The 15,722-nt window shown below is 32.7% G+C and carries 14 protein-coding genes; 3 read left to right on the plus strand and 11 right to left on the minus strand.

Annotation, left to right across the window (positions count from 1 at the left end; genetic code table 11):
• Positions 1-5: 5 nt before the first annotated feature.
• The 9 genes from ACIJYG_RS04345 to ACIJYG_RS04385 all read right to left on the minus strand — a co-directional run bounded on the left by ACIJYG_RS04345 (position 6) and on the right by ACIJYG_RS04385 (position 8,929).
• A complete protein-coding gene (locus tag ACIJYG_RS04345) occupies positions 6-767 on the minus strand; it encodes an SDR family NAD(P)-dependent oxidoreductase (RefSeq protein WP_435095505.1) in 762 nt (253 codons plus the stop codon).
• Positions 767-1,546: an ATP-binding cassette domain-containing protein gene (locus tag ACIJYG_RS04350; RefSeq protein WP_435095508.1), complete on the minus strand. Its 780-nt coding sequence runs from the start codon at positions 1,544-1,546 to the stop codon at positions 767-769. The genes ACIJYG_RS04345 and ACIJYG_RS04350 overlap by 1 nt, the downstream gene beginning before the upstream one ends.
• The gene (locus ACIJYG_RS04355; RefSeq protein ID WP_435095511.1) at positions 1,546-3,141 is read right to left on the minus strand and encodes an ABC transporter permease; all 1,596 of its coding nucleotides are present in this window, start codon (positions 3,139-3,141) and stop codon (positions 1,546-1,548) included. The genes ACIJYG_RS04350 and ACIJYG_RS04355 overlap by 1 nt, the downstream gene beginning before the upstream one ends.
• 72 nt (positions 3,142-3,213) lie before the next feature.
• Positions 3,214-4,119: a sugar ABC transporter substrate-binding protein gene (locus ACIJYG_RS04360; protein ID WP_435087506.1), complete on the minus strand. Its 906-nt coding sequence runs from the start codon at positions 4,117-4,119 to the stop codon at positions 3,214-3,216.
• A 175-nt stretch (positions 4,120-4,294) separates the two neighbouring features.
• Positions 4,295-5,197 carry an ROK family protein gene (locus ACIJYG_RS04365; RefSeq protein WP_435095514.1) on the minus strand — a complete coding sequence of 301 codons (903 nt, stop codon included), beginning with the start codon at positions 5,195-5,197 and terminating at the stop codon, positions 4,295-4,297.
• Between the two features lie 5 nt (positions 5,198-5,202).
• Positions 5,203-5,952: an SDR family NAD(P)-dependent oxidoreductase gene (locus ACIJYG_RS04370; protein WP_435095517.1), complete on the minus strand. Its 750-nt coding sequence runs from the start codon at positions 5,950-5,952 to the stop codon at positions 5,203-5,205.
• Position 5,953: 1 nt separating this feature from the next.
• Complete coding sequence (locus ACIJYG_RS04375; protein WP_435095520.1) at positions 5,954-7,426, minus strand: tripartite tricarboxylate transporter permease; 1,473 nt, start codon at positions 7,424-7,426, stop codon at positions 5,954-5,956.
• Positions 7,427-7,933, minus strand: a complete 507-nt coding sequence (locus ACIJYG_RS04380) for a tripartite tricarboxylate transporter TctB family protein (RefSeq protein ID WP_435095523.1) — start codon at positions 7,931-7,933, stop codon at positions 7,427-7,429. It abuts the gene before it with no gap.
• 24 nt (positions 7,934-7,957) lie between these two features.
• Positions 7,958-8,929 carry a Bug family tripartite tricarboxylate transporter substrate binding protein gene (locus tag ACIJYG_RS04385; protein ID WP_435095526.1) on the minus strand — a complete coding sequence of 324 codons (972 nt, stop codon included), beginning with the start codon at positions 8,927-8,929 and terminating at the stop codon, positions 7,958-7,960.
• A 68-nt stretch (positions 8,930-8,997) separates the two neighbouring features.
• Here ACIJYG_RS04385 and ACIJYG_RS04390 point away from each other — a divergent pair, with 68 nt between their 5' ends.
• Positions 8,998-9,996, plus strand: a complete 999-nt coding sequence (locus ACIJYG_RS04390) for a 4-hydroxythreonine-4-phosphate dehydrogenase PdxA (RefSeq protein WP_435095529.1) — start codon at positions 8,998-9,000, stop codon at positions 9,994-9,996.
• A complete protein-coding gene (locus ACIJYG_RS04395) occupies positions 9,993-11,168 on the plus strand; it encodes an L-rhamnonate dehydratase (RefSeq protein WP_435095532.1) in 1,176 nt (391 codons plus the stop codon). The genes ACIJYG_RS04390 and ACIJYG_RS04395 overlap by 4 nt, the downstream gene beginning before the upstream one ends.
• Before the next feature lie 7 nt (positions 11,169-11,175).
• Here ACIJYG_RS04395 and ACIJYG_RS04400 read toward each other — a convergent pair whose 3' ends face one another.
• Positions 11,176-12,333 carry a Gfo/Idh/MocA family protein gene (locus tag ACIJYG_RS04400; protein WP_435095535.1) on the minus strand — a complete coding sequence of 386 codons (1,158 nt, stop codon included), beginning with the start codon at positions 12,331-12,333 and terminating at the stop codon, positions 11,176-11,178.
• A 6-nt stretch (positions 12,334-12,339) separates the two neighbouring features.
• Positions 12,340-14,184 (minus strand): 3D-(3,5/4)-trihydroxycyclohexane-1,2-dione acylhydrolase (decyclizing), encoded by a 1,845-nt coding sequence (gene iolD / locus ACIJYG_RS04405; protein ID WP_435095538.1) that lies wholly within the window; start codon positions 14,182-14,184, stop codon positions 12,340-12,342.
• Between the two features lie 93 nt (positions 14,185-14,277).
• Between iolD and ACIJYG_RS04410 the strand changes: the two genes are divergently transcribed.
• Positions 14,278-15,720 carry an NAD-dependent succinate-semialdehyde dehydrogenase gene (locus ACIJYG_RS04410; protein ID WP_435095541.1) on the plus strand — a complete coding sequence of 481 codons (1,443 nt, stop codon included), beginning with the start codon at positions 14,278-14,280 and terminating at the stop codon, positions 15,718-15,720.
• The last annotated feature ends 2 nt before the right edge of the window (positions 15,721-15,722 follow it).

Consider the following 15,722-nt stretch of genomic DNA (forward strand, 5'->3'; position numbering starts at 1 on the left):
AGCTATTATAGCCAACCTTTGTCCACAATATAAGATTGATTAGTACAACCCGAAGACTGTTCTGATGAAAAAAACAATACTGCTTGAGCAAGCTCGTGGGGCATTAATTTTTCTTTTAAACACTGCCTTTTCATCAGCTCCTTTTCAGACTCATCATTCAACCACAAATCTATCTGTCTCTGTGTCATTACCCATCCAGGTACAACAGAATTAACTCTAATATTAAATTCTCCTAAATCTCTTGCAAAAGATCTTGATAAACCAACTACTCCTGACTTTGCTGCTGTATAGGCGGCCATACCTCCCTGACCCACCATCCATGATGTTGACCCCATATTAATGATTGCCCCACCACCATTGTCTATCATTGATTTTTTAACGGATTGGACCGTGAAGAAAAAATGTCTTAAATTTACATTTATTCTTTCATTCCAATATTCTTCAGTTACATCATCAATTTTATGTCTAGTATCATTAGCAGCGTTATTAATCAAAATATCTATCGGTCCCTTATTACTAATAATGTCAGCTATAGTCTTTTGAAGTTCTTTGATATTTAGAAGGTCACATTTAATAAATGTTGGTAAACTATAATTCTTATTTTTTATATCTTCAATTAATTTTTTTGATTCATCTTCATTAATATCTATAAAATAAACTTCAGATCCTTGCTCACAAAAATGTTCAACAATTGACGCTCCTATCCCTGATCCTCCACCTGTTACAAATACTCTTTTATTTTCTAAATCATAATATTTTACTTTCATTATAATTCCAATTCTTTGGCTAGATCACCAATTTTTGCACCACCCGCCATCAATCTTTTTACTTCTTCATTACCAAGTTCTGAAGACAATCCTGAACCAATTACTTCTCCCAAACTTAAAAAAGTAAATCGATCAGCTATAAGTCGTGCATGAATTTCATTGTGTGTAATAAGTATAATTGCAATGTTTCCTAAACTTTGAACTTTTTTTATTGTTTTTAAAACTTCCATTTGCTGCTTTTGACCCAGTGCTGATGTAGGTTCATCTAATATTAGTATCTTCGCACCAAAGTAAATTGCTCTTGCAATAGCCAAAGTTTGTCTTTGTCCACCTGACATTGTTCCAACTGGTTGATTGGGGTTTGAAATATTAATTCCAATTTTAGACATTTCTTCAGTTGTTATTTTGTCCATCTCATCCATTTGCATCAAACCAAATGCGCCAGGTCCTTTTGTTAATTCACGGCCAAGAAAAAAATTTCTTGTAACTGAAGTTAAGGCATTGAGAGCTAAATCCTGATAAACTGTACCAATGCCTGCATCAGATGCTTGACGTGGTGAAGTAAAGTTAACTATTTCTCCATCTACTTTTATTTCTCCACTTGTCATTGGGTGAACTCCAGATAACACTTTAATCAAAGTTGATTTTCCGGCACCATTGTCACCTAAAAGAGCGTGAACTTCACCCGGATAAACATCTAATGAAACACCATTTAAAGCAGTAAATGCTCCAAATTTTTTAACTAAATTTTTTATTTCAATTAATGGTTTTTTATCCATTAGATATTTCCCATAATTCGTTTCCTAATGTTCTCATTTGTAAAGGCAGCAGTAACAAGAACTGCTCCAAGGAACACTCTATAAAAAGATCCATCAATTCCAGGAATATAAAAGAAGGCCTCTTTTGCTATTCCAAAAATAATCGTACCCAGGATAATTCCACCTATTGTTCCAAAACCTCCTGTTAGCACAACACCGCCTATAACTGCTGCAGCAATTGCTTCTAATTCTTTTAAATTACCTTTAGCTGTATCCGCAGTATTAACTTCAAATACTTGACATGCAGCAAACATAGTTGCACAAAATGCAGTATTCACAAATAATGCAATCTTAACTTTATTTGTTGGCACACCATTAGCTTTTGCGGCATTAAGATTTCCTCCAGTTGAATAAATCCAGTTACCTGCTTGAGTTTTGCTCAAAATAAAATAACAAATAAAAGCAATAAGTCCCCAAATCATTAAAGCAGAATACATTCCTTTAGCAAAAATATTTCCAAAGTTATTTACATTCCAGTCTACTGTAAAATACAACCAATTAAAAACTGGTTCCATAATGTCACCTCCAAAAAAGTTAGCCACTGGTCTTGCAGTAACTATGGTGTCGATGTAAGCTTTTGCTATATCTATATCAGTGACCACTTTTGCCGTAACTGCAGGAACATCAACTCCAGCTTCAATTTTCTTTGTCAAAATTTCTACCATTGACTCATTGCCAGATTTTTTTGCCCCAGCTAAAGATTTTTCTAGGGTTTGAATCATTTTTTCTGAATTTATGTCAGTTTTTAAAGCTGCAACTTTTTCATTGATATATGTTAGTCGTTCAGTTAATTTTGCAACCGTGCCAGCAGGCACAGTGCTAAGAATTTCTAATAATTGGTCGTTTGGTAAAGCTTTAGCCGCATCTCTTTCCATTTCTCCAAGACCTGGTACATTTATAATATTTTTGATATCTGGTAAGTCTGTAACAGTTGTTGATCCAGCAGTTTGATCAGGAGCTCTATTAAATGCTCTATATGATACTTCTGTTAAACCTCGTAAAAAGAAAAGTCCACCTAGTGTAACAATGAAAGAAGATATACCACTTTTAACAATTACCCACCCTTGGATCCATCCAAAGGATAGAGTCATACATAACGTAATTAATATTGCTAATAATGGTGAGACATCTCTAATTTCAAATAATTGAACCCCCTCAAAATGAAAACCTCCTACAAAAGATACATAAGGAATAACAACAGCAAAACCCCATTTTAGTATCATTGCCATACAACCACCAGCAAAACCAATCATTGAGCCAACTGAAAGATCAAATTCACCTGCAATAATTAACATCCCAGCAGCAAGTGCTACGATCCCTAATTGAGCAATTACCCTAAAATTATTTCTAATTCCTAAGGCGTTAAATCCTTCACCAGAAAAAGGGTTAAGAGAAAATTCTCCTTCTGGAATAGAAAAGTATCCCAACATACAAAAAAGTAAGATCATTACCCCCAAAGGTCCAATCTCTGGACGAGCCAGTAATGCGGAATACCATTTTTTTTCACCTTGTCGGTCTGACTCTTGTCTTGGTTTGTTTGTTGTTGATGTATTCATTTTTAAAAAAGGTTTGTTAATTTTATAAAAAAAAGGGCCGATTAAATAATCGACCCTTTAAATTTTAACTAACTATCTGTCAATTCCTGCAAGAGCAGCAACTGAAGAAGCGTTAGACTTATCTACAAAGCCAGGTCCTGAAGGGATGTTAGCTCCTGGAAGAAGTCCAGCACTGTTGTTGTACAAGTGTAATACGATAACTGGCACATAACCTTGTAGTCTTTGTTGTTGATCAATTGTGAAAGATACTCTTCCAGATCCGATTAAGTCCATAACTGCAGGACTTAAGTCAAAGCAAGAATGGTGTACTGTCATACCAAGATCAGCTAAAGCTTTATCAACAGCTTCACATACGTGAGGTCCTACTGAAAGGATTGCATTGACATCTTTGTTAGCTTGTAAAGCAGCAGTAGCTCTAGTTTGAATAGTTGCAGGGTCAGATGTAGTATCAGTCATTTGCATAGGAACTGCAGAACCGTAACCTTCACATCTGTCTACAAGAGCTGTGTTGTATGCTTCTTGAATCATACAAAGTGCTTTAGTAGCACCTTCAGCTTTTGCTCTTTCACCAGCTTTTTGTCCAGCAAGTAATTCAGGCTGACCAACGTGCATCAAAGCACCTAGGCTAGCAGAAGACTCTAAACCAGAGTTCATTGTAATTACTGGAACACCAGCTGCAACAGCAGCTTTAATAGCTGGTCCTAATGCATCTGGGTCTGGTAAAGAAATTACCATACCATCTGGTTGAGTAGCTGCAGCAGCTTGAATTGAGCTTGCCATATCAGCCATGTCAGCAGAAGGGTTGTAGATGTATTCGAAGTCAGCACCAATTGCTCTAGCTGCATCTTCACCACCTTTTTGAACTACTGGCCAAAAAGGATCTTTTCCTTCACCATGGGTTATCATGACGTATCTTTCAGCGAAAGCAGTAGTTGCAAATAATGCAAGAGCTGCAATCGAAAGTATAAGTTTTTTCATTATTTCTCCCTTTTAAATTAATTTAAAAAATGAAATATAACTGCTTTGAGGAAAGATCATAACAAAAAATATAAATACAACTTTCAATTGATTTTTTTTTATCAATTTTTTTTCCCTTCTATTCTTGTCTTTTGTAAAATTAAAATTTTCTAAATTAAATTTTTAATAGAAATTTCTAGTATGTGGCACTTCTTCCCAATCTTGCGGCACCACGAACACCACTAGCATCACCATATTTTGGTTTTAAAAAAACACCTTCGTATTCTCTGCCAATAACAAATTTCCTCACTAACGAGTCTATTTCATGTAAAAAATCAATTTCATTTGAAACCCCACCTCCAAAAACAAAAGCATCGGGATCTAAAATATTTATTATACTTGAGAGTGACATTGCTAAATTTACTTTAAAATCATCTATAAATCTTTCTGCGTCTAAATCATGTTTTCTATTTAATTCAAAAATTTCATTTGTTTTTAAATTTTTTCCATAAAGTTTATTAAATCTTTTTGCTAAACCTAAACCAGATAAAAAACTTTCAATCTCAGCTTCTCTTGGATTACTCGAGTCAAAATTTTCTTTTTTAGCAGCAAAATAAGGAATTTGATTATGGCCCCACTCTCCTGCAACACCATTCGGACCACTTACTATTTTTTTATCAATCACTAAACCACCTCCAACTCCCGAACCCAAGATTATACCATAAACAATTTTGTAATGTTTGCCTGCTCCATCTATAGCCTCTGACAAAGCAAAACAATTTGCATCATTTTCACAAAACACTTCTTTCCCAAGTGCTTTACGTAAATCATTTTGAAAAGGTTTTTTTTCTAACCAAGTTATGTTGGGAGCATTTTTAACCAATCCTGTTTGAGGAGAGTGAACCCCTGGATGACAAACACCAATTGGAAGTTCTTTTTTAAATTCTTGCTCTAATTGTCTATGAATATCTCTTATAGAAGTAATAATTTGAGTGTAATTTTTTGGGCATAGTATTCTAGATCTGTGTTTTTCATGTCCATCTTTTTCAAGTACAACACTCTCTATCTTTGTTGCACCAACATCTATACCTACTTGCATAATTATTAGTAAGTTGCTCTACCGCCACTTAAGTCGAAAACAGCAGCAGTTGAGAATGAATTTTCTTCACTAGATAACCATGTAACTAAAGATGCTAATTCCTCAACTTTTGCAAATTTATTTCTTGGAATTTTTGAGAGCATATAATTTATGTGTTCTTCTGTCATTTGATCAAAAATTCTAGTTTTTGCAGCAGCTGGTGTTACACAGTTAACAGCTATATTTTTAAGAGCCAACTCTTTACCTAATGATTTTGTTAAACCAATAACCCCTGCTTTTGAAGTACTGTAAGCACTTGCATTTGGATTTCCTTCTTTTCCAGCTATTGAAGCAATATTAACTATTCTTCCATAATTATTTTTTTCCATAAATGGAACAACTGCCTTACAGCAATAAAAAACCGAATTAAGATTTAAATTGATAACTTTATTCCATTCGTCTAAAGGGTAATCGGCAACTGTTGTATTCATTCCAGCAATCCCAGCATTATTAATAAAAATATCTATTTTACCATTTTTACTTTCAATTTCATTTAAACTTTTAGTGATATTTTCAAAATTACTTACATCTACAATCTGGTAACTTAAATTTTCAGAATTAACTTTGTCTAATGCTTTTTTTATAGCATCTTCATCAATATCCCACATAACTACTTTTGCACCAGCTTCGATAAATCTCTCAGTTACTGCTAAACCAAAACCTTGTGCTCCACCTGTAACGACTGCAACTCTTTTACCTAAATTATATTTAATCATATTATTTTTTTCTCTTTTTTGATCTTAATAAAGGAAAAGCTAAAGCAATTAAAGATAAAATAAAGAATGTTAAAGCAATAGGTCTTGTTAAAAACATTAACCAATTTCCATCAAATATTACTAATGATTGTCTAAGAGTACCCTCAACCAATTCTCCTAATATTAATCCTATAATAACTGGAACAACTGAAAAACCATATCTTCTCATAAAAAATCCAAGCACTCCAAAGAATATCATTATCCAAACATCTATAATTGATTGACTTAATGAATAAGTTCCACAAACAGACACTGCAAAAATCATTGGCCATAAAATCTTATTAGGTACCAATGTTATTCTAGCAAAAATCTTAGCACCAAAAAAACCAAATATAAAAAATAGTACGTTAGCAATTAACATTGCACCAAAAATTCCATATAAAAATTCTGGTTGCTCTCTAAATAAATCAGGACCCGGTCTTACCCCATGAATAATTAAGCCAGTTAATATTACGGCAGTAGTTGCACTACCAGGAATACCTAAAGCAAGTGTTGGCACCATCGCTCCACCTGTTGCGGCATTATTAGCAGCTTCTGCTCCTGCAATTCCTTCTATTGAACCCTTACCAAATTCTTCAGGTTTTTTTGAAAATCTTTTTGCTTCAGAATAACCGATTAAAGATGCAACTGTGCCACCTTCTGCAGGAAGCACTCCTATAAAAGATCCAATACCTGATGATCTTAAAATAGTTTTCCATGTTTGTTTATAATCATTAAGTGATGGTAATTTTACTGCTTTTAAAGCTACTCTTTTAAAAACTTGATCTAGTAAAGTTGATTGAGTTAACATTTCACTAATTGCAAATAAACCAACAACAACTGGTATAAAACCAATACCCTCAGATAATTCATTAATTCCATAGGTAAATCTATCTATTGAAGTCATAAAATCTTTTCCAATAGTTGAAATCAGTATTCCAAAAGCTCCAGCAATTAAGTTTTTTATTGGACTTCCATCACCAATAGAAGCGAGCATAGTTAAACCAAAAATAGCTAAAGCAAAGTATTCTGGTTGCCCAAACTCATAAGCAAGTTTTGCCAATAAAGGTGCAAAAAAAACTAATATAATCACACTAAAAATTCCACCCACTGTGCTTGATACCGTTGCCATTCCAAGAGCTCTACCTGCCTCACCTTTTTGGGCCAATGGATAACCGTCTAAACATGTTGCTGCTGCTGCAGGTGTTCCTGGTGTGTTAATTAAGATAGCTGTAATTGCTCCACCATAAGTACCAGCACAGTAAATAGAGGTTAACAATACAATTGCTGAAAGAGGATCAAGTGTCATAGTAAAAGGTAAAATTAAGGCACCACCTGTTGTTGGTCCTAGTCCTGGTAAAACTCCTAAGATTAAACCAAATAAAGTTCCAAAAAATAAAACTACCATTAGTTTAGAACTAAATAGAGGTGCCAACATTAATAATAAATTATCCATCTAATTATAATAAATGTTAGTTATTATTCCTGGTGGAAATCTTAAGCCTAAAATTGTTTCAAAAAAAATAAATACTATTACTGGAAAAATTATACCTACTAATAATAAATAAAATAATCTTTTTTCACCCCAATTATAAGACACAAAAATTGATAAAATAGAAATTGCTAGAAAAAAATCTAAAGTTTTTGAAATTACTACAAAAAAAATAAAACTTAGTAATGTTAAAAAAAATGTTTTAGGTAATTTTTTTTCAATTTTCCATGGTTTTTTTTTTGATAAATAATAAATAATTAACGTTAAACTTATTATTAAAACCAACAATGCCTTTGGGAAAGTTGCTGGTTGAATACCTCTGTTTAAAATTGGAGGAACAATATCAAATGTAAAAGTTGTAATTAGTAAAATAGTAGAAATAAGTATTATTATAAATGAAACTTTAAATTCATCTTTAAAAAAAAAGGGCAAACTTTTGTTTGCCCTTTTTTGTTTTCGTACATTGTTCATTAATTAAATGTACTATCTTTAAAATTACTTAATGTAACCTAAAGCTTTAAGCTGTGCAGTCATTTCAGTAAGCATTTCTTCCATTTGCTTACCCCATTCATCAGCACCAACTACACTAGTGTCATCAAGACCAATTTCAGTTAAGAAATTTTTGTAATAGTTGTGTCCCATAGCTTTCATCATTCCAGCTTCTAACTCTTTAACTCTTGCTGCTGGAGCTCCTTTTTTAGTTACGAAACCTCTAACAGTAGATAAAGAAACAGGTATTCCTAATTCTTTAGCTGTTGGAGAATCTCCAATTTTAGCCATTCTATCATTTGCTAAAACAACAGAAACACATAGTGTTCCATCATTTATTTCTGTTAATGCTTCCCCTAAGTTCAAAACACCTACATCAATATCTCCTTTGATTAGGTTTGTTTTGATTGGAGCTACACCTTTATAGGCAACAATAGTTGGATCTTTTAATCCACCTTTTTTAGTAAATGCAATTGCGCTTACATCATCAATTCCACCAACATGAGTTGTTCCATATTTAAGTGATTTTGATTTTTGAACACTAATAAATTTTTTAGCATCTTTGATGTCAGCTTTACAATTTACAACAAACAATTGAGGATCATCAGTTCCTCTTGCAAGTGGCTGCATATCGCTAATTTTAACTTTAGTTTTACCTAATGCCATTGATACAGCATGACCAGTAGTCCAAGTTAAAGTGTGTTGACCGTCAGCTGGTAAGCTCATCATGTAGTCCATAGATACAGCTCCACCACCACCTTTTTTGTTAACTAATTGCATATCTTGTTTAAGAACTCTTCGAGCTCTTAAAAGCATCATTCTAGTAGTTACATCAGTACCACCACCAAAACCAGCGTGAGTAATTGCTTGAATAGCACCATCTGCTTTTGCAGAAGTAGTAAGCATTGGTAATGCTATAACAAAAAATTCAGTCACTAGAAATGCAGCAGCTAAGAAAAGTTTAAAACTTTTTTTCATTATTTCCCTCTTTAGTTAATTTATAATTAATTATATAAACATAATCTGATACAAATCGTAAGAAAAAAATGTCTCAAAACAAAATTAATATTGCGCTTCTTCTAGGGGATCCTTCTGGTATTGGTCCAGAACTTATATCTAAATTATTGAATAAGAAGATTACTAATAATGCTAACATAGTTGTTATCGGTGAAAAAAATATTTTAGAAGGTGGTAATAAAATTTCTGGTAGTTCACAAAATCTAAAATATGTTGATAACTTTGATCAAATAAATTTTGAAGAAGGCAATAAGTTTTTTCTGGATATTTCTAATGGAAAAAATCATAGTTATAAATTATCAGAGTGCTCTAAAGAGTCTGGTGAGAGTGTTCTATCCGCATTAAGTTTGGCCTTAGAACTTGCTAAAGAAAATAAAATACACGCGATAAATTTTGGTCCATTCAATAAAACAAGTTTAAAACTAGGTGGTAATAAATATTCTGATGAATTGCATTTAATGGCTGAAAAATTGGAAGTAAAAAATTTCTTTTGTGAATTTAATGTTATTGATAATTTTTGGACAGCTCGTGTTACATCTCATATTCCAATTAAGGAAGTTCCAGATCATGTTAAAAAAGAAAAAATTATGAAACCAATTAAGCTTATCAATGAGGCAATGAAATTAAACGGTATAAAAGTTCCTAGAGTAGCAGTCCAAGCACTTAATCCTCATGCTGAATTTGGAACTGAAGAGAAAGATGAAATTATTCCAGCTATAGAAGAGGCAAAAAAACTAGGTATTAACGCTGATGGACCTTTGCCTTGTGATACTTCTTTTATTACTGCTTATAAAAATAAAAACCACGATTGTATTGTTGGTATGTATCATGACGCTCTTCAATCTGGCTTAAAAGCATTTGGTTTTGACAGAGGTGTTACTGTTCAAGGTGGATTACCTGTTCCAATTACTACACCTGCTCATGGCACTGCTTTTGATATTGCTGGCAAAAATGAAGCTAATCTAGAACCTACTTTGAATTCATTTAAAATTGCATTAACAATGGCAGAAAATAAAAATAAAGCATGACAAAAATAAAAGATATTAGAACCAAGGTTTACCAATGGAATGGTAAAACTGTACCTCCACAAAACAACTTTTGTACAAATGCTTCAGATCTTTTATTTGAAAAGTCTGATGCTATGGGTTCGTTTAGATTTCATGAATGGTTGATTTGTGAAATTGAAACTGATGATGGGATCGTTGGAATTGGAAACGCTGCCTTGGCACCTCAAGTTGCAAAAAAAACTATCGATACATATTTAAAACCTTTAGTAATTGGTGAAGACCCTTTTGATTACGCTTATATCTGGGAAAAAATGTACAGAAGAACTCATGCATGGGGTCGTAGAGGAATTGGTATGGTTGCAATTTCTGCAATTGATATCGCTCTCTGGGACATAATGGGTAAAATTACAAAGAAACCAGTTTTCAAATTATTAGGTGGAAGAACAAAAGAAAAAATTCCTGTTTATGCATCAAAACTTTACAGCCAACCTATTAAAGATCTTCAAAAAGAAGCTGAAAGTTATGTGAAACAAGGTTTTAAAATGTTTAAAATGAGATTTGGCTGGGGCCCTAAAGATGGTCCCGAAGGAATGAAAAAAAATATTGAGCTCGCAGAAGCTGTACGAGAAGTAATAGGTGAAGATACAGATTTAATGATGGAATGTTATATGGGTTGGAATTTAGATTATGCAAAAAGAATGATTCCAAAATTAATGAAATTTAATCCGAGATGGTTGGAAGAACCAGTTATAGCAGATGACATTCATGGTTATGCTGAACTCAATAATATGAACATGATTCCAATTTCAGGTGGTGAACATGAGTTTAACATGTTTGGATTTAAACAATTATTAGATTTAAAGGCAGTAAGCTATATTCAATATGATAACAATAGAGTTGGTGGTTTTACTGCTGCTCAAAAAATTAATGCGATTGCAGAAGCTCACCAAGTTCCTGTTATTCCTCATGCAGGTCAAATGCACAATTATCATTTAACAATGTCTAATTTCAATTGTCCAATTTCAGAATTCTTTCCAGTTAATGATGTGGAAATAGGGAATGAACTTTTTTATTATATTTTTGAAGGTGACCCTGCGCCAGAAAATGGATTTATTGATTTAGATGATAATAAACCAGGACTAGGTTTGACAATAACTGATAAATATAAATCTGATTTTAATATTATTGAATAATAAAAATCTACTTTAATATTTTTTTTATTTCCTTAAATAAAAATGGCCTTGGTTTCTGGCAACTTGTTTTAATTAATTGAGAAACTCCAGAAGTACAAGCTTTCATTGTAGATTGAATTATATCCAAGACATGTAAAGATAATTCTCCATTACATTTGTTTATCTTTTTATTTTCTATTGAATAAGCCATTTCAGCCAAACCTGCTCCACGATAGTTTGCATTGGTTGAAGCCTCATTAGCTCTTGAACTTTGAGATCTAATATTAATTTTTCCTAATGGCATCTTATTAGTTTTGTATTCTTTCCAAGGATCTCCCAAATTTTTACAAATATAAACCGAACCACCAAACATATTTGGGTCTGGAACTATCATTGATCCTTTATCACCATATAATTCTATATGGTTTCTTTGGTGAGCTATGACATCAAATGATAAAGTTAACCTAATAATCGTTCCATTTTCAAACGTAATAGTTGATAAATAAGTTGTGGGACATTCAACTTTAAACGATTTATTTTTTCTTGGTCCAATGCCAATAATTCTTCTCTTAACTCCATTCACAACACTTCCTGTAACTTTTTTTGCTGGTCCAAATAAATTAACTAAAGCAGTTAAATAGTAAGGCCCCATATCAATTACTGGTCCACCTTCTTTTTTTGCAAACCAAGGTTCAGGATTAGGGTGATAAGATTGAACTCCAGGAAAAGCAAAAATTGCATTTCCTAAGTTAATTTTGCCAATAATTTTTTTATCGACTAGTTCTTTTGATTTTTGAATACCACCACCCAAAAAAGTGTCTGGAGCATTTCCAATATAAAGCTTTTTCTTTTTTGCAATTCTTAAAAGATCTTTTCCATCCTTAAAATTAATTGCCAGTGGTTTTTCAGAATAAACGTGTTTACCATTAACCAATGCCTGCTTTGCAACTTTATAGTGAGCTTTTGGAATAGTTAGATTAAGAACAATTTCAATTTCTTTATCTTTTAAAAGTTCATTTACAGTTAATGCTTGAATTTTATAGGTTTTTGCACATCTAACTGCATTACCATGATTTATATCTGCACATTTAATAATTTTAATATTGTTAAAATATTTTTCAGCTCTGAAATAAGTCTCTGAGATATGACCGCAGCCAATGAGGCCAACTTTAAATATTTTATTCATAAAGAGTTACACGCCTTGTCTTTGTTTGCTCTTTCCCTCTTTATAAAGTTTTATAGCTTCTTTGTTTTCTTCAGTTGTTGGGATTTCTAATGTGGGACTATCCCAAAACGCAGAACCTTCTAACCACTGATAAGCATGTGTCTTAATTGAAATTACATATGTAACATCAGATTTTTTTGCTCTTTTAAATGCTTCTTCAAGTTCAGATATAGAATTTACATGTTCTGATTTAGCTCCCATGCTTTCAGCATGTTTTGCAAAGTCAACACCTACAAGTCCAGGTGTTTTTGAGCTTTTAAGTAGGTTGTTATATTCTTTACCACCCTTAAATAATTGAAGTCTATTAATGACTGCAAAACCTCCATTATCACAAACAACTATTATAAGTTTATTGTTAGTAATAACTGAAGAATAGATATCAGTATTATTCATTAAGTATGATCCATCACCAATAAATGAAATAACCTCTTTATCTGGGTTGGCCATCTTAATTCCAAGAGCGCCTGAAATTTCATAGCTCATACAACTAAAACCCCATTCTGTTTCATGAGTGTTTAATTCTCTAGGTCTCCAAACTTGAACGACTTCACCAACTAGTCCGCCAGCAGCTGTTACTGCTATATCTGATGCATCAGAATTTTTGTATACAGCGCCTATAACCTGAACATAACTTGGTATCTCTTGATTTGATGGAGCACTTGCTTTATCAACTTCTTCATTCCATGCTTTAAGTTCAGTTTGAGATTTTTTATTCCACTCTTCTCCAGCCTTCCACTCGCCTAAAGCTAAAGATAATTCATCTAATGAAACTTTTGCATCACCTATTACAGCTTGTGCTAAATGTTTGTTTGCATCAAATCTTGATACATTTATTGATACAAGTTTAAAATTTTCATTCTCAAAATTTGCCCAAGAACCTGTAGTAAAGTCTGCAAGTTTAGTTCCAATTGCAATTGCAAGATCTGTTTGTTTGGCTAGAGAATTTGTATTTTTTCCACCCAAACCCCCTATTTGACCAGCATAATGTGAATGATCTCTTTTCATTGTGGAATAACCCATTACAGTTTGAGTTACTGGAATATTATGTTTAATTGCAAACTTGCTTAATTCGTCCATCGCATCAGAATAAAAAACTCCGCCACCAGAAATAATTATTGGATTTTTTGAAGATTTTATTTTTTCAACTGCTTCTTTTATTTGAAACTCATCAGGTCTAGGTCTTCTAATTGTATGTACTTTTTCTTTAAAAAATTCTTCTGGATAATCAAAAGTTTGTCCTTGAATATCTTGACATAAAGCAATGCAAGCTGGTCCACAATCAGCAGGATCTAGCATAGTTTGAACAGCTGCTGGAAAAGATTGAATAATTTGTTCAGGCCTTGTTATTCTATCAAAATATCTTGTTACAGGTTTAAAAGCATCATTTGCTGTAATTCCTGGATTATTAAAATGTTCAACTTGTTGTAAAACTGGATCTGGCATTCTATTTGCATATGTATCCCCTGGTAAAAACAATATTGGCAACCTATTACTCATAGCAACACCAGCAGCAGTTACCATATTTGTTGCTCCAGGACCAACTGATGAAGTTGCTACAAAAATTTGCTGTCTTCTTTTTGCTCTTGCATAACCTATACCAGTTAAAGCCATATTTTGTTCATGATGACCTCTATAAGTAGGAAGTTCATTTTGATTTTCTTCAAGTGCCTGACCTAAACATGCTACATTTCCATGCCCAAATATTCCAAATACACCTGGAAACAAAGGTTCTTTTTTCCCATTAATTAATATTTTTTGAGCTATTAAATATTTAACTACTGCGTGAGCACAGGTGAGTGTAATTTTTTTCATAAATTAAGTTTATCTTTAAATGTATATAATGTTTATATATAAATATATTTATAAAATAAAAAACCACATTAAGTAAACTTAAAAATAAATTCTATGTATAGTAAATTTGGACAATTCATTGACGGTAAGTGGCAACAAGCAGAAAAAAATGAAACATATGATGTAATTAATCCAGCTACTGAAGAAGTAATTGGTAAAGCATCAAAAGCATCTTCAGCTGATGTGCAAAAAGCACTAAAATCTGCTGAAAAAGGCTTAGAGATTTGGAAAAATACTGCACCTTGGCAAAGAGCTTATACTCTTAGAAAAATTGCAGATTTAATGAGAGAAAGAAAAGATGTTCTTGCTAAGTGGTTAACACTTGAAGTAGGAAAACCTCTTGCAGAAGGTGTTGGAGAAGTTGGTGGTGGTGCTGATATTTTTGAATGGAATTCAGAAGAGACAAAGAGAATTTATGGTCAAACACAACAAAGTAGATTTCCAGATACTAGAGTGCATGTTTATTATCAGCCAGTTGGTGTAGTAGCAGCATTAGTACCTTGGAATTTTCCAATAGTTTTGGCTTCTAGAAAGATTTCTACTGCTTTAGCTGCAGGTTGTTCTGTTATTTGTAAGCCAGATACAATTACTCCTGGCGCAGTAATGGAATTAGTTAGCATATGTAAAGAAGCAGGAGTACCAGATGGAGTGGTAAACCTTCTATCAGGTGATCCGGCTGAAATATCAAATGAATTAATGGAATCTGATATTATTAAAAAAGTATCTATTACTGGCTCAACAAGAGTTGGAAAAATAATTTTAAAAAAAGCAGCTGATAAAGTTCAAAGAGTTACAATGGAACTAAGTGGTCACTCTCCCTTTATTGTTTGTGAAGATGTAGATATGAACAAAGTTGCTGATATAGCTATAACAGGTAAATTTAGAAATAACGGTCAAGTTTGTATTTCACCTAATAGATTTTATATCCAAGAAAATAGAAAAGATGAGTTTGTAAGTGCATTTATAGAAAGAGCAAAAAAACTTAAGATAGGTAATGGTATGGATGAAGGTGTTGAGTTAGGACCTTTAACTACCGCAAAAAGATTAGAAGAAATTGAAAAATTAGTTGAAACTACAAAAAATGAAGGCGCTAAAGTTTTAATGGGTGGAAAAAGACCTGCTGGTTTTAATAAAGGGTACTATTATGAACCAACAGTTTTTGATGATGTGAAAGATAATTTTACAATAATGAAAGAAGAACCTTTTGGTCCACTTGTGCCTATTCTAACATTTAAAACTTTTGATGAAGTTATTGAAAGAGCAAATGATAATGATTTAGGTTTATGTAGTTATTTATACACAAATTCAATGGACCAAGCTCATATAGGGTCTGAAAAATTAGAATCTGGATGTGTTGCGGTTAATACAGGCGTAGTTGCAATTGCTGAGGCACCATTCGGTGGAATAAAACAAACTGGTTATGGACGTGAAGGTGGATCAGGAGCAATCAAAGATTATCTAAATGTAAAATACACTCATATGGGTTTAAAAATATAAAA

This window comes from Candidatus Pelagibacter bacterium nBUS_27, assembly GCF_051200985.1.
In the GTDB taxonomy this organism is placed as follows: Bacteria; Pseudomonadota; Alphaproteobacteria; order Pelagibacterales; family Pelagibacteraceae; genus Pelagibacter.